Source organism: Aeromonas sp. R9-2, from assembly GCF_040908025.1.
Classification (GTDB): Bacteria; Pseudomonadota; Gammaproteobacteria; order Enterobacterales; family Aeromonadaceae; genus Aeromonas; species Aeromonas veronii.
In genome coordinates, this window is sequence record NZ_JBFOCX010000035.1 from 1 (window position 1) to 19,690 (window position 19,690).

17 protein-coding genes and 1 tRNA gene are annotated in these 19,690 nt (G+C 53.7%); 11 read left to right on the forward strand and 7 right to left on the reverse strand.

Going from position 1 to position 19,690, the window contains the following annotated elements:
• A partial coding sequence (locus tag AB5Y71_RS19810; protein WP_368172269.1) for a hypothetical protein occupies positions 1-247 on the forward strand: 247 nt, incomplete at its 5' end.
• 39 nt (positions 248-286) lie between these two features.
• Here the strand turns inward: AB5Y71_RS19810 and AB5Y71_RS19815 are convergent.
• The 4 genes from AB5Y71_RS19815 to AB5Y71_RS19830 all read right to left on the reverse strand — a co-directional run bounded on the left by AB5Y71_RS19815 (position 287) and on the right by AB5Y71_RS19830 (position 4,814).
• Positions 287-2,218 carry a putative bifunctional diguanylate cyclase/phosphodiesterase gene (locus AB5Y71_RS19815; protein ID WP_368172270.1) on the reverse strand — a complete coding sequence of 644 codons (1,932 nt, stop codon included), beginning with the start codon at positions 2,216-2,218 and terminating at the stop codon, positions 287-289.
• A 23-nt stretch (positions 2,219-2,241) separates the two neighbouring features.
• Entirely contained in the window at positions 2,242-2,742 is a 501-nt protein-coding gene (locus AB5Y71_RS19820) for a molybdopterin-binding oxidoreductase (RefSeq protein WP_005349099.1), read from the reverse strand.
• A 101-nt stretch (positions 2,743-2,843) separates the two neighbouring features.
• On the reverse strand, positions 2,844-4,478 hold the full coding sequence (groL, locus tag AB5Y71_RS19825; protein ID WP_005340575.1) for a chaperonin GroEL: 1,635 nt from the start codon (positions 4,476-4,478) through the stop codon (positions 2,844-2,846).
• 42 nt (positions 4,479-4,520) lie between these two features.
• Positions 4,521-4,814 carry a co-chaperone GroES gene (locus AB5Y71_RS19830; RefSeq protein ID WP_005340573.1) on the reverse strand — a complete coding sequence of 98 codons (294 nt, stop codon included), beginning with the start codon at positions 4,812-4,814 and terminating at the stop codon, positions 4,521-4,523.
• Between the two features lie 260 nt (positions 4,815-5,074).
• Here AB5Y71_RS19830 and AB5Y71_RS19835 point away from each other — a divergent pair, with 260 nt between their 5' ends.
• Positions 5,075-6,409 (forward strand): MATE family efflux transporter, encoded by a 1,335-nt coding sequence (locus tag AB5Y71_RS19835; RefSeq protein WP_234879876.1) that lies wholly within the window; start codon positions 5,075-5,077, stop codon positions 6,407-6,409.
• Between the two features lie 34 nt (positions 6,410-6,443).
• Here the strand turns inward: AB5Y71_RS19835 and AB5Y71_RS19840 are convergent, their stop codons facing one another.
• Entirely contained in the window at positions 6,444-6,920 is a 477-nt protein-coding gene (locus AB5Y71_RS19840; RefSeq protein ID WP_368172271.1) for an FxsA family protein, read from the reverse strand.
• 441 nt (positions 6,921-7,361) lie between these two features.
• On the opposite strand from AB5Y71_RS19840, the gene aspA reads away from it, so the two are divergent.
• Positions 7,362-8,804, forward strand: coding sequence for an aspartate ammonia-lyase (gene aspA / locus AB5Y71_RS19845; RefSeq protein ID WP_368172272.1), 1,443 nt, complete (start codon positions 7,362-7,364; stop codon positions 8,802-8,804).
• 125 nt (positions 8,805-8,929) lie between these two features.
• On the forward strand, positions 8,930-10,249 hold the full coding sequence (locus AB5Y71_RS19850) for an anaerobic C4-dicarboxylate transporter (protein ID WP_139462260.1): 1,320 nt from the start codon (positions 8,930-8,932) through the stop codon (positions 10,247-10,249).
• A 242-nt stretch (positions 10,250-10,491) separates the two neighbouring features.
• Here the strand turns inward: AB5Y71_RS19850 and tsaD are convergent, their stop codons facing one another.
• A complete protein-coding gene (gene tsaD, locus AB5Y71_RS19855; protein WP_005349085.1) occupies positions 10,492-11,505 on the reverse strand; it encodes a tRNA (adenosine(37)-N6)-threonylcarbamoyltransferase complex transferase subunit TsaD in 1,014 nt (337 codons plus the stop codon).
• A 179-nt stretch (positions 11,506-11,684) separates the two neighbouring features.
• Between tsaD and rpsU the strand changes: the two genes are divergently transcribed.
• The 7 genes from rpsU to AB5Y71_RS19890 all read left to right on the forward strand — a co-directional run bounded on the left by rpsU (position 11,685) and on the right by AB5Y71_RS19890 (position 18,492).
• Positions 11,685-11,900 (forward strand): 30S ribosomal protein S21, encoded by a 216-nt coding sequence (rpsU, locus tag AB5Y71_RS19860; RefSeq protein ID WP_005309452.1) that lies wholly within the window; start codon positions 11,685-11,687, stop codon positions 11,898-11,900.
• Between the two features lie 15 nt (positions 11,901-11,915).
• Positions 11,916-12,359 carry a GatB/YqeY domain-containing protein gene (locus AB5Y71_RS19865; protein WP_368172273.1) on the forward strand — a complete coding sequence of 148 codons (444 nt, stop codon included), beginning with the start codon at positions 11,916-11,918 and terminating at the stop codon, positions 12,357-12,359.
• A gap of 88 nt (positions 12,360-12,447) precedes the next feature.
• Positions 12,448-14,226 (forward strand): DNA primase, encoded by a 1,779-nt coding sequence (dnaG, locus tag AB5Y71_RS19870; RefSeq protein ID WP_167573631.1) that lies wholly within the window; start codon positions 12,448-12,450, stop codon positions 14,224-14,226.
• 183 nt (positions 14,227-14,409) lie between these two features.
• Complete coding sequence (rpoD, locus tag AB5Y71_RS19875; protein WP_263718854.1) at positions 14,410-16,305, forward strand: RNA polymerase sigma factor RpoD; 1,896 nt, start codon at positions 14,410-14,412, stop codon at positions 16,303-16,305.
• A 187-nt stretch (positions 16,306-16,492) separates the two neighbouring features.
• A tRNA-Ile gene (locus AB5Y71_RS19880) sits at positions 16,493-16,569 on the forward strand.
• 1,133 nt (positions 16,570-17,702) lie between these two features.
• Positions 17,703-17,978 (forward strand): hypothetical protein, encoded by a 276-nt coding sequence (locus AB5Y71_RS19885; RefSeq protein WP_368172274.1) that lies wholly within the window; start codon positions 17,703-17,705, stop codon positions 17,976-17,978.
• Positions 17,971-18,492, forward strand: coding sequence for a hypothetical protein (locus tag AB5Y71_RS19890; protein WP_368172275.1), 522 nt, complete (start codon positions 17,971-17,973; stop codon positions 18,490-18,492). Before AB5Y71_RS19885 ends, AB5Y71_RS19890 begins: the two co-directional genes overlap by 8 nt.
• Positions 18,493-18,567: 75 nt before the next feature.
• Here the strand turns inward: AB5Y71_RS19890 and AB5Y71_RS19895 are convergent, their stop codons facing one another.
• Positions 18,568-19,641, reverse strand: a complete 1,074-nt coding sequence (locus tag AB5Y71_RS19895) for a ParA family protein (RefSeq protein ID WP_368172276.1) — start codon at positions 19,639-19,641, stop codon at positions 18,568-18,570.
• Positions 19,642-19,690 lie beyond the last annotated feature (49 nt).

Consider the following 19,690-nt stretch of genomic DNA (forward strand, 5'->3'; position numbering starts at 1 on the left):
GTTAAAGAGCGACGCAACAGTGTGTTGCTGCGGGAGTGGAATTCTACTCAACCGCCTTCTCGAGTCAAGCCTTATTTTCAAAGGCTTTTCGAGGTCATCGACAAGGTTGTTTGCGTTGCCGCTTGCCCTGTCGATGGAGGCGCATTATAGGGAACAGATTCTTTCTGGCAAGGCTAAACTGCATGTTTTTTTGATAAAACCGCACAACCGTTCAAACAACAAACAAAAAGAAGAAAGTTCGAGCTAAATCACACATTCTGGAGGCAGATGACAGGCAAGCCCCCTCTCAACTCATATAAGCCATTTCGGATTGTTGACGCGCCAGCCAAAGCTCCTCCATCTCCAACAAGGTTTGATAGATTTTCTCCGCCTGCTCTGGTCGGCTGAACAGATAGCCCTGCCCATACAAGTGGATATCGGTCAGAGATCGCAATACATCCAACTGGGCCTGTGTCTCAATCCCTTCACACACCAGACTCTTGCCCAGCATCGACCCCATCCGACAAATATTGGCGACCAGTTCGGATGCCTCCATTGAGGTGTCAATGCCCTGTATAAAGGAGCGGTCGATCTTCACCTTGCTGACCGGTAACTTTTGCAGATAACTCAAAGATGAATAACCGGTACCAAAATCATCTAGTGCCAGCAGTACCCCCTGCTGATTGAGATCCTGCATCAGTTGCAGCGAGTTCTTCACTTCGCGCATGGTGGTATCTTCCGTGACTTCCAAGACCAGGCTACGAGCAGGCAGGTGGTGCTCCATCAATGCCTTGGCTACCAGTTTGAGCAAATTGCGCTGGTACATGCCTGGCGAGATATTCACACACATTTGCAGATCAACCATACCAAGCTGGTGCCACTGATAGAGCTGCTCGCAAGCGGTGTTCAGCACCCAGCTGCCAACCCGTTCGGCAAGCTGGAACTCCTCGGCCACCATAATCACTTCGTTTGGCGGAATGAAACCGAGTTCCGGATGCCGCCAGCGCAACAGAGCCTCGACAGCTTCGCAGCGGCCACTCTCGAGATTGACGATGGGTTGGTAATAGAGTTCCAGCGCATTGTGTTCCAGCGCCATGATCATGTCCGACGCCAGATGTTTGCGCCGCGCCGTCTCGTTGAGCAGGGAGTTATCGTAAATTACATAGGGGACATGGGTCTTGCGACTATGGAACAGGGCCTGCTCCGCACGACTCAGCAACTCCTGAGTCTTGTCGCTGTCCATCGGATAGAAGGCAATCCCGATCCCGACTTCAAGCCGGAAGGGATAGTTGTCATAGACGATGTCTTGCTTCAGCGCATGCAGCAATCGCGCTACCAGCTCCCTGACCTGACGCAGATCGCTGCTGCCACGTTGAATAATGGCAAATTGATCTCCCCCCAGACGTCCACTCCACTCCCCCTCTTCACAGAGCACTCTGATCCGGGTGGCAAACTCACAAAGCAGATAATCACCGGTGTCATAGCCAAACTTGCTGTTGATATCCCTGAAGTCGTTGATATCGACCAGCACCAGCCCAAACGGCACTTCCTGTGTGGCGTACAGCTCCATCCGCTCCAGCAGAGCAACCCGATTGGACAACCCGGTCAGCGGATCCCGTCTGGCCGCTCTGAAATGACGACGCCCTTCATATATAAGCAACATGCTGAGCAGCAGCACTGACATGACCAGACCGGATACCATCAACAACAAGGCATTGCGCAATTGGCCAAAATGGCGATCGTTCTCGGAATAGACGTTGATGTTCTTCTGCATCACAGAAGCGAGGGAGTAGGAGAGAGGCTCTTGCAGCGGGGCAAGGCGCATCATGATCTGCTGATAGTCAGATGCCCAGCTTTGCAACTTGGTGATATCGGGCTCTATTTGGCGAATATTGGTTTCAATCAGCTGCACCAGACGCAAGGTTTTCTGTTTGTCCTGCATGCTCTTGCGCAGCTGGCCGCTCAACAGGATGGGCGTTCTGCTCCAGAGAATGTCATAACGCAACATCAAGGTGTCATGATCAATCCCGCCATAGTGATAGACCTCTACCGCATTGAGGAAACGACCGAGCTCCAGCTGCAACTGCATCAGCGCCCAGGAGACATCATAGGTGTATTTCTCCATCGCTCTGGTCGCATTCTGAATCTGCATCAGGCAATAGAGGGTGCTCCCGGTAAAGGACAGGATGGATACATACAGAATGACGAGCAGTGGCCACGCCCTGGTCTTTCCTTTCACCCCATGCTCCCGTGCTGTTTTTATCAGTGCTGAATATCTATCAAATCCAGCTGCCAGATCATCATGTCGGTATATTCGGATCGCTTCAATTCCGGATACTGATCAAGAGGCAGCATAAACCAGACCGGCCCCTTGTCACGCACCCGCATGACAGCACCATTGTCTTCCCATGCGAGGATGGGCTCGTATTTGGCAACCTTGTCCCATTCAATGCGGATCTGGAAACTGTTCAGTGCCGTCAACGTAATGGTCTTGCCATCCGCACCGACTGCAGCCAATACATCGGCCAGTTTTGGGCCTCTGTAGGTGTGCGGCTTATCCACCCACGGGTTGCCGGTCACTATCTCATGTTGCGGCAGAGCCTGTAGTTTTGCCAGATCAAACAACACCTTGCCATCAACTTCGTCTGCCGACCTGATGTTGCCACCGACTTTCAGGATCACCGGCCCAGTCAGCGCCTCAGCAGCCATCACCGGCATGATGACCAATGAACACAGTAGTGTCAGCCAACCAAACATTTTCATATCGCCCCCAGATTTGCTGTCTCAACAGACTCAGTTTAGCCAGATATAAAAAAACGGCTCGCCTTGAGCGAGCCGTTTGTCAAACAGAACAAGGGGGATGATTACATCATGCCCATGCCACCCATGCCGCCCATGTCAGGCATAGCAGGGGTATCTTTCTTCGGCAGTTCGGTGACCATGCACTCGGTGGTGATCATCAGACCGGCGATGGAAGAGGCAAACTGCAGGGCGGAACGGGTTACCTTGGTCGGATCCAGGATACCCATGGCCAGCATGTCGCCATACTGTTCGCTGTAAGCGTTGTAACCGAAGTTGCCTTCGCCGTTCTTCACTGCATTGGCAATGACGGAGGCTTCTTCACCGGCGTTGATGACGATTTGACGCAGCGGGGCTTCCATGGCGCGCAGGGCAACCTTGATACCGACGTTCTGGTCTTCGTTGTCACCGCGCAGACCCGCCAGTTTGGCTGCAACGCGAACCAGCGCGACACCACCACCGGCAACCACACCTTCTTCAACCGCGGCGCGGGTAGCGTGCAGGGCATCTTCAACGCGGGCTTTCTTCTCTTTCATCTCGACTTCGGTGGCTGCGCCAACCTTGATCACGGCAACACCACCAGCCAGCTTGGCTACGCGCTCTTGCAGCTTCTCACGATCGTAGTCGGAAGAGGTCTCTTCGATCTGCTGACGGATCTGGGCAACACGGCCTTCGATCACACCGGCATCACCCACGCCATCGATGATGGTGGTGTTCTCTTTAGTGATGACGATACGCTTGGCACGACCCAGATCTTCCAGAGTCGCTTTTTCCAGCTCCATGCCAACTTCTTCGGAGATGACAGTACCGCCAGTCAGTACGGCGATATCCTGCAGCATGGCCTTGCGACGGTCACCGAAGCCAGGCGCCTTGACGGCAGCCACTTTCACGATACCGCGCATGGTGTTGACCACCAGAGTGGCCAGCGCTTCGCCTTCTACGTCTTCAGCAACGATCAGCAGCGGCTTGCCAGCTTTAGCAACGCCTTCCAGTACCGGCAGCATTTCGCGGATGTTGGAGACTTTCTTGTCAACCAGCAGGATGAACGGGTCGTCCAGTTCAACAGAACCGGTCTCTTGCTTGTTGATGAAGTAGGGGGACAGGTAGCCGCGGTCGAACTGCATACCTTCAACAACTGCCAGCTCATCTTCCAGACCCTGACCATCTTCAACGGTGATGACGCCATCGCGACCCACTTTGTCCATGGCTTCGGCAATCAGCTTGCCCACTTTCTCGTCGGAGTTGGCGGAGATGGTGCCCACCTGAGCGATGGCATTGCTGTCGGCACACGGCTGAGACAGCGCTTGCAGCTCGGCAACAGCAGCCACAACGGCCTTGTCGATACCGCGCTTCAGATCCATCGGGTTCATACCGGCGGCAACGGCTTTCAGACCTTCGTTGACGATAGCCTGAGCCAGAACGGTTGCAGTAGTGGTACCGTCACCGGCGGCATCGTTCGCCTTGGAAGCCACTTCCTTGACCATCTGAGCGCCCATGTTCTGGAACTTGTCTTCCAGCTCGATTTCGCGCGCAACAGACACACCATCTTTAGTGATGGTCGGGGCGCCGAAGGACTTGTCCAGCACCACATTGCGGCCTTTCGGGCCCAGAGTCACCTTGACGGCATCAGCCAGGATGTTTACGCCTTCCAGCATCTTGATGCGGGCTTCGTTACCAAACTTAACGTCTTTAGCTGCCATTTTCTTCAATCCTTAAATCAATTCGGGGAAAAGGAGGATGGATTACTCTTCGACAATCGCCAGGATGTCGGTTTCGGAGAGGATCAGGACGTCCTGACCATCCAGCTTCTCGGTCTTAACACCGTAGCCTTCGTTGAAGATAACCTTGTCACCAACCTTCACGGCCAGCGCTTTGACTTCGCCATTATCCAGGATGCGACCAGTCCCCACGGCAAGCACTTCACCACGGGTGGACTTCTGGGCCGCAGTACCAGTCAAGACGATACCGCCGGCAGATTTGGCTTCAGCTTCGATGCGCTTGATGATGACGCGGTCGTGCAGTGGACGAATTTTCATCGATAACTCTCCCAAAATGAGTCTCATTGTTGCTTTGAGGAATGGCCGTTCCAGGCCAAATTAGATATGTCCCTGATGTGGGGCAGAGTTGCTAACCCTTCAAGGGCAAATACAAAAAAAATTTTTTCACGTACTATAAACATCTTCGATGGTTCAGCCATGTCCGCACTCTGGTGCAAGGTCGGTTCAAGCCGCCCGGTTTCCATGCCAGAACCTTCAAAGCCAGCTGTAGAGACGAGCCCTTGACCCGCACCAACCCCATGTTGACAGCCCCTATTCCGGTCGTACTGCGCCAGATGACGGGCCCCATGATCTTCGGCATCATCGCCATTCTGGCCTTCAATCTGGTCGATACCTTTTTTATCGGTATGCTGGGCACCGAAGCTCTGGCCGCCATCAGTTTTACCTTTCCTGTCACTTTTGTGGTTACCTCGCTGGCGATGGGATTGGGCGCCGGATTGTCTGCGGTGATCGGTCATACCCTGGGGCAGGGCAAACACGATGAGGCGGCCCATCTCGCCACCGACAGTCTGTTTCTGGCGGTGATCATGGTGGCCCTGCTTTCCGCGGGGGGGGCTCTCACCATCAAGCCTCTGTTTACTCTGCTGGGGGCCAGTGCCGAGCTTATCTCCCTCATCCATGACTACATGCTGATCTGGTATCTCACCGTCCCCATGCTGGTGCTGCCCATGGTGGGCAATGCCGCCATCCGGGCGACCGGCGATACCAAAACCCCCAGTCTGGTGATGGCAGTAGCCGGGCTGGTCAACGGGGTACTGGATCCTCTGTTGATCTTCGGTATCGGCCCCTTTCCCGAATGGGGGATCCGCGGGGCCGCCATCGCGACTTCTATCTCCTGGTTGATGGCGATGCTTGTCAGCCTCTATATCCTGCGTCATCGGGAGGGCTTGCTGCTGTGGCGCCTCTCGCCGCGGGCTCGGTTGCTATCCCACTGGCGGGCGTTACTCCATGTCGCCGTCCCCGCCTCTTTTACCAATATGCTCAACCCCCTGGCCAATGCGGTGCTGATGATGATTTTCGCCGGTCTGGGTACCGAGGTGGTGGCCGCTTACGGCGCTGCGTCGCGGGTCGAGGCACTGCTGCTGATTGTGATGATGGCCCTCGCCTCCGTACTGGCCCCTTTCATCTCGCAAAACTGCGGTGCCGGTAATCCGGCCCGGGCCAAAGCTGCACTGCAGAGCTGCATGAGGTTTGCGTTGCTGTTCCAGCTCGCCATCTATGGCCTGACCTGGCTACTGGCGCCACTCATCGCCAATCTGTTCAGCGATCATCCGCAGGTCATTCGCCTCATCATTCTCTATCTGCATCTGGTGCCGATCGGTTACGGCTTTCAGGGCATGGTGATGCTGCTGGCCTCGGCGCTAAATGGCGTGCGAGCATCCAGTATCTCGTTTTTGTTCAACGGATTGCGGCTGTTTGGTTTTCTGTTGCCAGGAGCCTGGCTGGGGGCAAAGCTGGGGGGAGAACAGGGGATATATCTGGGGATCTTGCTGGCCAATCTGGCGGCGGGCACCCTCGCATGGTGGTATGCCCGACACCGCTTCGAGGCCTTGTGCCATCAGGGCAAACCCTGATTCAGTCACTCTCCTCGGGTTTTCGTCTCGTCGATTACTCTTTGCGCTCAAATTCGCCTTCGATGGTGGTGCCGCCCTGCTTGGCGTTTCCCAGATGATCATCGGACGGTGCGTTGCCAAACGGCGATTGAGTAGGCTGGAAACCACCCATCTGCATCCGGAACTGGTTGCTGCCGATCAGCTTGTCAGCCAGTTTGTTGCGCAGCCAGGGCTGCAGCAGCAGGATCCCGAAAAAGTCGGTGACAAAACCCGGAATGATCAGCAGCAAGCCGGCCAATGCCAGCATCATGCCCCCCATCACCTCACGGCCCGGCATCTCGCCCATCTGCATCTTTTGCTGGGCGCTGAACAGGGTCTTGATCCCTTCACTGCGCACCAGCGAGGAGCCCAATACCGCGGTCAGTATGAGCAAGCCGACAGTCGGCAGCGCCCCGATTACCGAGCCGACCTCGATCATCACGGTGAGCTCCAGCACAACCAGACCCACCAACAACAAAAACAACTTGCCCATATCCACTCCAGCACCGGTAAATTGAGAAAAAGTGGCACCCATGCAACGATGGTCAGAGACGATTTTGCCCCCCATCATCACCACTTTCTGCCCTGAATAAATGGGGGCTGCCCCCCTCTTTTCAAGTTGGTCAACTGACTCCTACGTCATCAGCAATCTAAAAAACCAGCAAAAAGTCACAAAAATTTATAAAAATCATCATGATAAAAACTTCATAACATATGTGTACTTTCCTCAAAGTAATTTGAAAATGTCGCAAATTTAGTGATCCACCTCTAATAACCGATACCTCAATTGGAGTAGTATATTGATTAGTTTTTCGGGAGGTCATTCTCCCAACCGCCCCACTCGATGTGTGGTGCTTCAGGATGAGCTGTGCGCAAGGAACTCGCGACCACTCGGTGAGGATTTTTCCATTTATCTGATTTCTGAGGCATTACAATGAGCGACATCAAGAACGTCCGCATTGAAGAAGACCTGCTGGGCACCAAAGAAGTTTCCAATGATCTCTACTACGGTGTGCACACCCTGCGCGCTGTCGAGAACTTCAAGATCAGCTCTCAGAAGATTTCTGACGTTCCGGAATTCGTCCGCGGTATGGTGCTGACCAAGAAGGCCGCTGCGCTGGCAAACGGTGAACTGGGTACCATCCGTCCTGAAATTGCTGACAAGATCGTAGAAGCCTGCGACCTGATGCTGAACACCGGCAAATGCTTCGACCAGTTCCCGGTCGACGTTTACCAGGGTGGTGCCGGTACCTCCGTCAACATGAACACCAACGAAGTACTGGCCAACATCGCCCTGGAAATCATGGGTCTGGAGAAAGGCCGTTACGACGTCATCAACCCGAACGACCACGTCAACAAGTGCCAGTCCACCAACGATGCCTACCCGACCGGTTTCCGCGTTGCTGTGGTCAACAGCACTGACGTGACTCTGCACGCGCTGGAGCACCTGATCGCGGCATTCGATGTCAAAGCGAAAGAGTTCAAAAACATCCTGAAGATGGGTCGTACCCAGCTGCAAGATGCGGTTCCGATGACTCTGGGTCAGGAGTTCCACGCATTCGCCGTGACCCTGCGTGAAGAGATCAAATCCATCAAGCGTTGCCAGGAGCTGCTGCTGGAAGTGAACCTGGGCGCGACCGCCATCGGTACCGGTCTGAACACTCCGCCCGAGTACTCTGCACTGGCTATCAAGCGTCTGGCCGAGATCACCGGTCGTGCCTATGTGCCGGCAGAAGACCTGATCGAAGCGACCTCCGACTGTGGCGCCTACGTCATGCTGCACGGCGCCATCAAGCGTCTGGCCATGAAGCTGTCCAAGATCTGTAATGACCTGCGTCTGCTCTCCTCCGGCCCGCGCACTGCACTGAAAGAGATCAACCTGCCGGAAATGCAGGCGGGTTCCTCCATCATGCCGGCCAAGGTCAACCCGGTTATCCCGGAAGTGGTCAACCAATCCTGCTTCAAGGTATTCGGTAACGACATCACCATCACCTTCGCCGCCGAAGCCGGTCAGCTGCAGCTGAACGTCATGGAGCCGGTGATTGGTCAGGCGATGTTCGAATCCCTGAGCCTGATGGAAAAAGCCTGTATTTCTCTGCGCGAGAAGTGCGTGGAAGGTATCACCGCCAACCCGGAAATCTGCATGAATCACGTGCTGAACTCCATCGGTATCGTGACCTACCTGAACCCCTTCATCGGCCACCACGAAGGGGATATCGTCGGCAAGATCTGTGCCCAGACCGGCAAGAACGTCCGCGAAGTCGTTCTTGAGCGTGGCCTGCTGAGCGCCGAGCAGCTGGACGAAATTCTCTCCATCGAGAACCTGATGAACCCGCAATACAAAGCCAAGCGTTTCACCCGCGAAGCTGCCGTATAAGCGAGTGTGGGCCGGGATCTTCCCGGCCCATAAAGTCAGTTCCCGATTGGTCTTTATCCCCAGCCCGATCGGGAATTGGCTTTTTGCCAAATAAAAACCAAAAACTAAAAAATGGAGTTATCGCTATGATTGGAATCGAGTTACTTGTCGTGCTCGCCGCTATCTATCTGGGGGCCCGGATAGGCAGCATCGGCATCGGCTTTGCCGGTGGTCTGGGGGTACTGGTATTGACGTGGGGTCTGGGCATGCCCATCCCGAGCGATCAACTGGTCAGCTACATCCCTTGGGATGTGATCATGATCATCGCGTCCGTCATTTGCGCCATCGCCTGTATGCAACTGGCTGGCGGGATGGACTACCTGGTCTTCCTGGCAGAAAAAGCGCTGCGCAAGAACCCCAAATACATCACCTTCGCCGCCCCGGTGGTCACCTACCTGATGACCATGCTGGCCGGTACCGGTCATACCGCCTTCTCCACCCTGCCGGTGATCGCGGAAGTGGCCAAAGAGCAAGGGATCCGCCCATCCCGTCCGCTCTCCATCGCGGTTGTCGCCTCCCAGATCGCCATCACAGCCTCCCCGATCTCTGCCGCTGTGGTTGCCTTCTCCGGCATGCTCGAGCCATTTGGTGTTGACTACCTGACCCTGCTGGCCATCTGCATCCCCTCCACCTTCCTGGCCTGTATCCTGGGCGCCTTCATTGCCAACATGATGGGCAAGCCGCTGGAGCAGGACGAAGTCTATCTGGAGCGTAAAGCCAAGGGCCTGATCAAACTGCGTGGTACTACCAAGCTCGAGATCAAACCGTACGCCAAACTGTCTGTCTGGATCTTCATCGCCGCCATCGTTGCTGTCATGGCTTATGCCACTGCCATCTCCGGTAAAGTGGGTCTGATCACCAACCCGCCGATCCCCCGTGACGGCGCCATCATGGGCATCATGCTGGCCGCGGCCACCATCATGACTCTGGTGTGCAAACTGGACGCCACTCAAGTGACCAACATGCCGACCTTCAAGTCCGGTATGTCTGCCTGTATCTGCGTACTGGGTGTGGCCTGGCTGGGTAACGTCTTCGTAAAAGGCAACATGGACACCATCCAGCTGATCGCTGGCGACCTGCTGAACCAGTACTCCTGGCTGCTGGCCGTGGTGCTGTTCTTCGCCGCCATGCTGCTCTATTCACAAGGTGCCACCACCAAAGCGTTGATGCCGGCCGCACTGGCACTGGGTGTCAGCCCGCTGACTGCGATTGCCTCTTTCGCAGCCGTGAGCGCCCTGTTCGTACTGCCGACCTACCCAACCCTGCTTGCCGCGGTAGAGATGGACGACACCGGCTCCACCCGCATCGGCAAAGCCGTGTTCAACCACCCCTTCTTTATCCCCGGCACCGCAACCATCGCGATTGCCGTGGCACTGGGCTTCTTCTTCGGCGGTATCCTGCTGTAATTCATCGCATGCCGATCGCCAAATAAAAATCCCCGCCAGTTGGCGGGGATTTTTTTATCTCTTAACTCTGTACTTTGCAGTCTGCCAGCACGAGAGCTGACCTCTTATCCGGATGGCTCAACCACGGCGACAGCAGACACCACAACAGCCTACCAGCGGCGCTATAACCACCGCTGCCGGATTGCAGGAGCAGTAGGCCACCATGGTACTCACCACCACGCCAGAAGGCGGGATCCGTCGGATCAGACCGGATCCAGAGTATCCAGCGGCCAGCGCGGCACGGCTTTGACCGCCAGCGGCTCAAACACGCCCGCTTTCAGGCGCTGCATACCGGCATAGGCAATCATGGCGCCGTTATCGGTGCAATATTCAGTGCGCGGATAGAACACCTCGCCCTTGAGGCTCTCCATCAATTCTGCCAGCTGGGCACGCAGATGACGGTTGGCACTGACACCACCGGCGACCACCAGACGCTTAAGACCGGTCTCTTTCAAAGCACGACGGCACTTGATGGCCAGGGTATCGACCACCGCATCTTCAAACGCCCGAGCGATATCGGCACGGGTCTGCTCATCATCACCATTGGCGGCGATGGTGTTGGCGGTGAAGGTCTTGAGGCCGGAGAAGCTCATGTCGAGCCCTGGGCGATCAGTCATGGGACGGGGGAAGTGGAAACGTCCGGTGGTGCCCTTCTCGGCCAGACGGGAGAGCAGCGGACCACCCGGATAGTCCAGCCCCATCAGCTTGGCGGTCTTGTCGAACGCTTCGCCAGCGGCATCGTCGATGGATTCGCCCAACAGCTGATAACTGCCGATGCCATCAACCCGTACCAGCATGGAGTGACCACCGGAGACCAGCAGCGCCACGAAGGGGAACTCGGGAGCTTTCTCTTCCAGCATGGGGGCCAGCAGGTGCCCTTCCATATGATGGACGGCAATGGCCGGCTTGTTCCACGCCATCGCCAGCGAGCGGCCAATGGTCGCCCCCACCAGAATGGCGCCAACCAGACCCGGACCCGCGGTATACGCGATGCCGTCGATGTCATCTTTGCCCAGTCCCGCCTCTTGCAATGCGGCCTGGATCAACGGGATCGTCTTGCGAACATGATCCCGGCTGGCGAGTTCGGGGACGACGCCACCGTAGTCCGCATGCAGCTTGACCTGGCTGTATAACTGATGGGAAAGGATCCCTTTTTGATCGTCGAAGATCGCGATCCCGGTTTCGTCACAGGATGTCTCTATGCCCAATACACGCATTGCTAAAAAATTTCACTGCTAAAATGAGACGGCTATGGTAACCTTCGCGGGTTTTTTAAACCAGAGCGATCTCTGCGGGTTTACTTTCATTCCCTGTCCAGAGTATAATTTCGCACCATTTTAAGACATGCTGATCGATTGAAGGTCAGCTAACAATTTATCACTGAGGTGAAAGGCACATGCCAGTAATCAAAGTCCGTGAAAATGAGCCGTTTGACGTTGCTCTGCGTCGTTTCAAGCGTTCTTGCGAAAAAGCCGGTATCCTGTCCGAAGTTCGTAGCCGTGAGTTCTACGAGAAGCCGACTACCATTCGTAAGCGCGCCAAAGCGTCTGCTGTCAAGCGTCACGCCAAGAAGCTGTCTCGCGAAAACGCACGTCGTATCCGCCTGTACTAATCGGGAGATATTGCCGTGTCTCTGAAGGATCAACTCAAGGATCAGCAAAAACTCGCCATGCTTGCCAAAGATAAGGCACGTCTGGGAGCGATCCGCTTGTTGATGGCAGAAATCAAGCAACGTGAAGTCGATACCCGTATCGAGCTGAATGATGAGGATATCCTCGCTGTCGTGACCAAAATGGTCAAACAGCGCCGCGATTCCATCAGCCAATTTGAAGCTGCCGGTCGCCAGGATCTCGCCGACAAAGAGTCCGCCGAGATCGTTGTGTTGCAGGAATTCCTGCCACAACAGCTGACCGCAGATGAAATTGCTGCCCTGATCGAGCAAGCCATCACTGAAAGTGGTGCTGCCATCATGGCTGATATGGGCAAGGTCATGGCTGTCTTGAAGCCGAAAATTCAGGGGCGTGCCGATGTCGGCGCCGTCAGTGTTCAGGTGAAAACCCGCTTGGCGTAACAGGCAACTCTCTTGTTTGGTCGAAGAAGCCGTGCTTCCCTTGGAATGCGCGGCTTTTTTATTTTCTCCGCAATGAAACAGGACGGTTATGGCAGGCAGGATCCCCCAATCCTTTATCGACGATCTGCTCGTACGCACAGACATAGTCGAGCTGATCGACTCGCGAGTGCGGCTGAAAAAAGCCGGTAAGAATTACCAGGCTTGCTGCCCTTTTCATAACGAAAAAAGCCCCTCTTTTACGGTCAGCCAGGAGAAGCAGTTCTACCACTGTTTCGGTTGTGGCGCCCACGGCAATGCCATCGGCTTTGTCATGGAGTACGACGGTCTCGAATTTCCCGATGCCATCGAAGAGCTCGCCAGCATGCAAGGCATGCAGGTACCTCGCGAGCAGAGCATCGGCGGCTCGGCCAATAGCCAGCCCGCCGTCAGCAAGGATCTGTTCGAGCTGATGAACCAGATCGCCCGCTTCTACGAGAGCAATCTCAAGAGCGCTCCCCATGCGGTGGAGTACCTCAAAGGCCGCGGTCTGACCGGTGAAGTGGTCAAGCGATTCAACATTGGCTATGCACCCAGCGATTGGGATCAGGTGCGCCGCCGCTTTGGTGCCAGCCGGGATCACGAGCAGTTGCTTATCTCGGGCGGCATGCTGATCACCCGTGACAATGGCCCGGGCAGTTATGACCGTTTCCGCGATCGCATCATGTTCCCGATCCGTGACAAGCGTGGCCGGGTCATCGGTTTCGGTGGCCGGGTGCTGGGTGATGGCACCCCCAAGTACCTGAACTCGCCGGAGACCCCCATCTTCCATAAAGGACGGGAGCTGTTCGGTCTCTACGAGGTGAAGCAGGCACACAAGGATCCACGTCGGATCCTGGTGGTTGAGGGCTACATGGATGTGGTGGCACTCGGCCAGTACGACATCGACTATGCGGTGGCGGCGCTGGGTACTGCAACGACCAGCGACCATATCCACACCCTGTTTCGCACCACCGCCGAGGTAGTCTGCTGCTACGACGGTGACAACGCCGGTCGTGAAGCCGCCTGGCGCGCGCTGGATAATGCCCTCCCTCATCTGCAGGATGGCCGCGAGCTGAAGTTCGTGTTCCTGCCCGATGGCGAGGATCCCGACTCGCTGGTACGCAAGATTGGCAAGGAGGGCTTCGAAGCTCTGCTCGATGAAGCCCAGCCGTTCGCCGACTTCATGTTCCAGCGCCTAAGGCGGGACGCAATACTACTAGGTGAAGCAGGCAAGCATGAGATAGCTCATGAGGCTGCTGAACTCATCCGCCGCGTACCGGAAGGGTTTACCCGCGAAGGGTTGATCACCCGCCTCTCCAGCATGATGCGCTGGGGCGAGAACAAGCAGCGCATCGCCGAACTGTTTGCCCGCAACACTCAGCCCAAGGCCGAGGTCAACAAACCAAAAGCGATCAAGTTGACTCCACTGCGGCGGGCGCTGGCGCTGATGGTGCAATATCCGGCGGTAGCAGCCAAACTGCCCTCCATGCCGGAATTGGCCGGACTGCGCGTACAGGGCATCAAGTTCCTGCTGCAACTGCACCAGCAGATCCTGGCACAGCCCGGTATTACCACAGGTATCCTGCTGGAACATTGGCGCGGTACCAAGGAGGGAGAGATCCTCGCACAACTGGCAATGTATTACCCGTTTGAAGAGATCAATCCGGATCAAGCTCCGGACATTCAGAGGGAACTGGAAGACACTTTCTTTGGCTTTACCAGTCAGGTTTTGAATCAGCGTATAGAAGAGTTACAAAACAAGGAAAGACCAAGCCAAGCGGAGATGCAGGAGTTAATGATGCTACTCAGGGAGATGAAGACTGAGAAAAGAAATGAATGTGGGGCTTGATATTTGAGTGAATAGTCCCAATATGAATAACGTTGCCCGAATCGACGGGATGAAAAGCAAAAATTTTATAACCGCCTGGCCCCGACAATACTGCGGGCAGGGGTTTCTCATGACCGACGCCGCAACCAGACATAGCATGTCTGGCGGTTTTCTATTAGAATTGGCTATTTGCGCAGCAGCGCACTGTACGCGCAACCTAGCAACACCAACCGGATGAGTTCTATGGAGCAAACCCCGCAGTCTCAGCTTAAACTCCTCGTTGCCAAAGGTAAAGAACAGGGCTACCTGACCTATGCCGAGGTGAACGATCACCTCCCGCAAGACATTGTCGATTCAGACCAGATCGAAGACATCATTCAGATGATCAACGATATGGGCATTCAAGTGGTTGAAAACGCTCCGGATGCCGATGACCTTATCATGGCTGAAGGTGGTACCGCCGATGAGGACGCTGCCGAAGCAGCGGCCCAGGCTCTGGCATCTGTTGAATCTGAGATTGGTCGCACGACCGATCCCGTCCGCATGTACATGCGGGAAATGGGTACCGTCGAACTGCTGACCCGTGAAGGCGAAATCGACATCGCCAAGCGGATCGAAGACGGTATCAACCAGGTACAAAGCTCCGTAGCCGAGTACCCTGAAGCAATTACTTACCTGCTCGAACAGTACGACAAGTACGAAGCCGAGCAGCTGCGTCTCTCTGACATCATCTCTGGCTTTATTGACCCGAACGAAACTGAAGATATGGCGCCTACCGCCACGCATATCGGTTCCGAGCTCGGCGAAGACGATCTGGCCGACGAAGATGAAGAAGACGAAGAAGACGAAGACGAAGATGGCGACAGCTCTGACGACGACGGTGACGGTGGTCCGGATCCGGAAGTCGCTCGCGAGAAGTTTGGTGAACTGCGTGCCCAGTATGAAGTGACCCGCCTCTCCATTCAGAAGAATGGTCGCGCGCACGAAGATACCCAGGCCGCCATCGCCCAGCTGGCCGATGTATTCCGTCAATTCCGCCTGATGCCCAAGCAGTTCGATCGCCTGGTCAACAACATGCGTGAAATGATGGAGCGTGTCCGCGTGCAGGAACGCATCATCATGAAGCTCTGCGTTGAGCAGGCCAAGATGCCGAAGAAAACCTTCGTCGCGGCCTTCACCAACAACGAGTGTGAAACTGCCTGGTTTGAATACCAGAAGCAGGCTGGCAAAGCCTGGTCTCCCCGTCTGGTTGAAATGGACGAGGATATCCAGCGCGCCATCGGCAAGCTGCAGCAGATTGAAGAAGAGACCGGTCTGTCGATTGCCCAGATCAAGGATATCAACCGTCGTATGAGCATCGGTGAGGCCAAAGCCCGCCGTGCGAAGAAAGAGATGGTTGAGGCCAACTTGCGTCTGGTTATCTCTATCGCCAAGAAGTACACCAACCGCGGTCTGCAGTTCCTGGATCTGATCCAGGAGGGCAACATCGGTCTGATGAAGGCAGTAGACAAGTTTGAATACCGTCGTGGCTACAAGTTCTCGACCTATGCAACTTGGTGGATCCGTCAGGCCATTACCCGCTCCATCGCGGATCAGGCCCGTACCATCCGTATCCCGGTACACATGATCGAGACCATCAACAAGCTCAACCGAATCTCCCGTCAGATGCTGCAGGAGATGGGGCGTGAACCGAACCCGGAAGAGCTGGCCATGCGCATGGGCATGCCGGAAGACAAGATCCGCAAGGTACTGAAAATCGCCAAAGAGCCTATCTCCATGGAGACGCCCATCGGTGATGATGAAGATTCCCACTTGGGCGACTTTATCGAAGATACCACCCTGGCTCTGCCAGCGGATGCGGCGACCAGCGAAAGCCTGCGCAACGCCACCCGCGAAGTGCTTGCTGGCCTGACCGCCCGCGAAGCCAAGGTACTGCGGATGCGTTTCGGTATCGACATGAACACTGACCACACCCTAGAGGAAGTGGGCAAACAGTTCGACGTTACCCGTGAGCGTATTCGTCAGATCGAAGCCAAGGCACTGCGTAAACTGCGCCACCCGAGCCGCTCGGAAGTGCTGCGCAGCTTCCTGGACGAATAGTCCTGACCCTGTGTCAAACTGCTCTGCCAAAGCCCCGCCATGCGGGGCTTTGTTTTGTCTGGCATTTACCCTTGCAACCCTCTTTGCGCCCTCAATCAAGCTGGACAATTAGTCGCCAAGTGGTTGATATGCCTATAGACTGCCCTTTCCTCTTCCCCTATAATCCACGCCGCTAAACGCACAATTTGGCCCCTTAGCTCAGTTGGTCAGAGCAGTCGACTCATAATCGATTGGTCGTGGGTTCAAGTCCCCCAGGGGCCACCAATTCCAGAGGGTTAGCGAGATAGTACTCGCTAACCCTCTTTTCAATAGGATACCTATAGGATATCTCAACCTGTAGAGTAACCACTCTAAAATCGCTCCCCACCCCCTCAAAAAATTTTTTCTCCACCAGGACGAAAAATTATCAGCCTCTTAGAAATGTTCTCTTTTGAGAACCGTCGCTAAAATTTTTTCTCCTCCCCAGATTTCCCTTTTCTATCTCTATATGTTGAAAAAAACGGGGTTACACGGGTTACGAGGTTACAACTCGGCTCTAGCCCAGTATTGGCGCGGCTTTGAGCTGTAACCCCACTCAGGGCACAAAAAGCGAATAGAGGTTACACGCACAGAAAGAGGCATGAGGTTACAAGCCTGTAGCCCTTGTCTGGTACGGGCTGTAGCCATTTTTCTTGACGCTGTAACCTGTAACCCCGTGAGGTTACAAATCTCAGCGTCCCACGACTTGCCATGTAACCCCTGGAGAAACCCGCCGGTTCCTCCCCATCAAATAGCCCCCTCCGGTCAGCGCCTCTATCACTCCATGCGCCCATTCCCAGCATGAGGGCATGTCTTGCCCCCAGTGAAGGCCAGGACGCGTTTAGCGGCCGTATACGGCCTTCTGGTGGGTTAAGTGGAAAACTGCAATTTTTCAGATCTTATAAATCTGAGAAATACACATAGGTCATTGTTTTTAAATGAAAAGAGGTGATCCCAGTCGGCAAACTGAAAAATCTGGGCAATGGTGAAACGGCCACGGAAAGTACGATTTTTATATATAAATCAGATGGTTATATTTTACGTCTAGCCAGCGAATGCGGCGCATTTTTGCAAAAAACTGAAATTCCTTTCACTTCGTGCAGTTCCTCCCAAGCACCCACCCCCCAAGAGCGGCGCGGCCTAGAGCTAGGAAACTGCGGTAATCCATTTCTGCAAAAAATTTTCTTAACGCGACCCGCAGGCGGGAGCGGATGAGCGCGGATTTCGCTATAGTTACGGCACTTTGACCTTACTTTCTGTTTAAAGTGCTTTCGATCACAATGATGCAACAAGCACAGAAAAATTTTTGTCTAGTAGTGGAATCCATTTGATGATTTCATTAGAATCCCTCGCCACTTTAAGTGAAAACAGGGATCGTTATGGAACCAACAGGAGCAGCGGATTGTCCAACCTCTTACATTAAGGATGTCGGTGACTTTTTGTTGGCCATGCACGACAAGTCACCAGCCCTAACACTGGTGGTGATCGTAGGGATTATTGCGTATTTTTTTTATAATCGAACCTTGACGTACTTTGAGAAGAAAATTGTTCCACTGACACCTGAACAGTTCAGTGATCGAGTTGCCAGAGGACAGGAAATGCGGCAGGGTAGTAGTAGTGCTGATGCTGAACCAACAGGAGTGAGTGATGAGTGATCTCGAGATCCTTGTGTGGGCCGTATCGATTACCGTTTACTTACTTGTTTGTAAGTACGCCGCACGCAAGCAAAAGCTGTTTCTTAGCGTGATAATAGATGATGCCATATCAGATCCGCAGGCTACCTCTGACAGCCTTGAACGAGCATCTTTTGCATACCGATATTTCGACAAGTCATGGTTTTGGCTGGTATGTGCTGTAGCAGTTCCCTTTGTTATGTTGAGTAAAGGGACTCCAAAAATTTGCGGTTCAAAAACAATGCAAGATTTAGAGAGTGAATGCTTCAAACTTGCGATTGTAGCAAATCCATTAACAGTGATACTTTTCATTGTTTGGGTGGGGCTGTTTTTTATCTTGTCATCTTTGATGAGAATACTATTGGTTGTTCTAGCTCTTTTGTGTGCAACTTCACCAGCATATGCAGCAACTGCTGACATTACCGGAGTTGCAACACGAGCATCAAGCACCCCACAATATGTTCTTGGACGCTTGATTGCACATCATCAAAGATAGAAAAACATATATAAAATAAGGCCCGCACCATGCGGGCCTTATTTTATATAGAGGCCAATATCAGCCAACATATTACTATAAGTAGGCAACGACTGTATCTATTGCATCAAGGCATTGGACTACACTTGCCCTTGCTATTGACACTTCATCCCCATGAACAACATATCTACCTTCATGCATGGATGACAACCTAGCACCTAAATGTGCTGATACGATGCCAGCCGTATTAAAATCCCTTAGAGGAACGGAATAATTATTTTGAAAGTCATTTATATCTAGAATTTGATTTTGTCTTCTAGTGAAATATTCAGGTCTACGGATGTACCCGTTATATAACTCCAGAGATGTTGCTTGGGATAATGCCTGGAAAGCTGCGGCAGGACCTCGATGTTGTGTCAATCGGTTACCAATAATTAAATGAATTTGTGGGATAGGTAACTGATGCATCGCAGCGTGAGCAGCGAATGTCCATTGCCCATAGATAGGATGAGGAGGTTCCTGACCATGCAGAAGAATAAACATTGCTTGGGCTGCAGTTCTTGATGAATCATCCGCGTTGACTGGAGTTAACAAACGGTCTGCCGCTGAAATTGCTAGCTCTGTATATATACTAAAACTTGGATTGGTATCAATGAAAACGACCAAATCGCTTTGATCAAGTTGAGCTAAACTCTCAATTAACTGTCTGAATACGCGGTGAACCCAGAGCCAAGGACTAACACCAGGCATTAGTGATGGTGCATTTGCTGCTTGGCTTATTGCTGGAGCCATAGGTTCCAAGTTCCCATCACCACACATGAGTAATAAATTTCGTGGTATAGTATCGTTGACTGAATTAGGTAGAATTAAAAATTCATATGGATTTGGAAGTGGTGCTGCTGAGCCTCGTGATATAACGGTACTTAGATAGCCTACAACCGTACGAGGCACCGGCTGTCTAACACATTCATTAAATACAAACTGCTCTCCTCTATGCCCCCCACCAAGTAACATCATACTCGAGTTTGATTGTGGACATAAATCTATTACTAGTACTCGCTTGTGTGGATTCTGTTCCGCATAGCGAGTGGCAAGATGAAATGTAATTGTACTCTTACCAACACCGCCTTTGTTATTCCATATGGCATACGAAATTAGTGACCCCATCATTGGCTCCATCTGAGAAAAAGTGGGTCATTTTAGACCCACATAATGATAT

What these genes read in the sequence shown, in the direction of transcription:
- AB5Y71_RS19820 (WP_005349099.1), bottom strand. Translation starts at nt 2,742, where the DNA reads ATGAAAATGTTTGGTTGGCTGACACTACTGTGTTCATTGGTCATCATG.
- groL (WP_005340575.1), bottom strand. Translation starts at nt 4,478, where the DNA reads ATGGCAGCTAAAGACGTTAAGTTTGGTAACGAAGCCCGCATCAAGATG.
- AB5Y71_RS19830 (WP_005340573.1), bottom strand. Translation starts at nt 4,814, where the DNA reads ATGAAAATTCGTCCACTGCACGACCGCGTCATCATCAAGCGCATCGAA.
- AB5Y71_RS19835 (WP_234879876.1), top strand. Translation starts at nt 5,075, where the DNA reads ATGTTGACAGCCCCTATTCCGGTCGTACTGCGCCAGATGACGGGCCCC.
- AB5Y71_RS19840 (WP_368172271.1), bottom strand. Translation starts at nt 6,920, where the DNA reads ATGGGCAAGTTGTTTTTGTTGTTGGTGGGTCTGGTTGTGCTGGAGCTC.
- aspA (WP_368172272.1), top strand. Translation starts at nt 7,362, where the DNA reads ATGAGCGACATCAAGAACGTCCGCATTGAAGAAGACCTGCTGGGCACC.
- AB5Y71_RS19850 (WP_139462260.1), top strand. Translation starts at nt 8,930, where the DNA reads ATGATTGGAATCGAGTTACTTGTCGTGCTCGCCGCTATCTATCTGGGG.
- tsaD (WP_005349085.1), bottom strand. Translation starts at nt 11,505, where the DNA reads ATGCGTGTATTGGGCATAGAGACATCCTGTGACGAAACCGGGATCGCG.
- rpsU (WP_005309452.1), top strand. Translation starts at nt 11,685, where the DNA reads ATGCCAGTAATCAAAGTCCGTGAAAATGAGCCGTTTGACGTTGCTCTG.
- dnaG (WP_167573631.1), top strand. Translation starts at nt 12,448, where the DNA reads ATGGCAGGCAGGATCCCCCAATCCTTTATCGACGATCTGCTCGTACGC.
- AB5Y71_RS19885 (WP_368172274.1), top strand. Translation starts at nt 17,703, where the DNA reads ATGGAACCAACAGGAGCAGCGGATTGTCCAACCTCTTACATTAAGGAT.
- AB5Y71_RS19890 (WP_368172275.1), top strand. Translation starts at nt 17,971, where the DNA reads ATGAGTGATCTCGAGATCCTTGTGTGGGCCGTATCGATTACCGTTTAC.
- AB5Y71_RS19895 (WP_368172276.1), bottom strand. Translation starts at nt 19,641, where the DNA reads ATGATGGGGTCACTAATTTCGTATGCCATATGGAATAACAAAGGCGGT.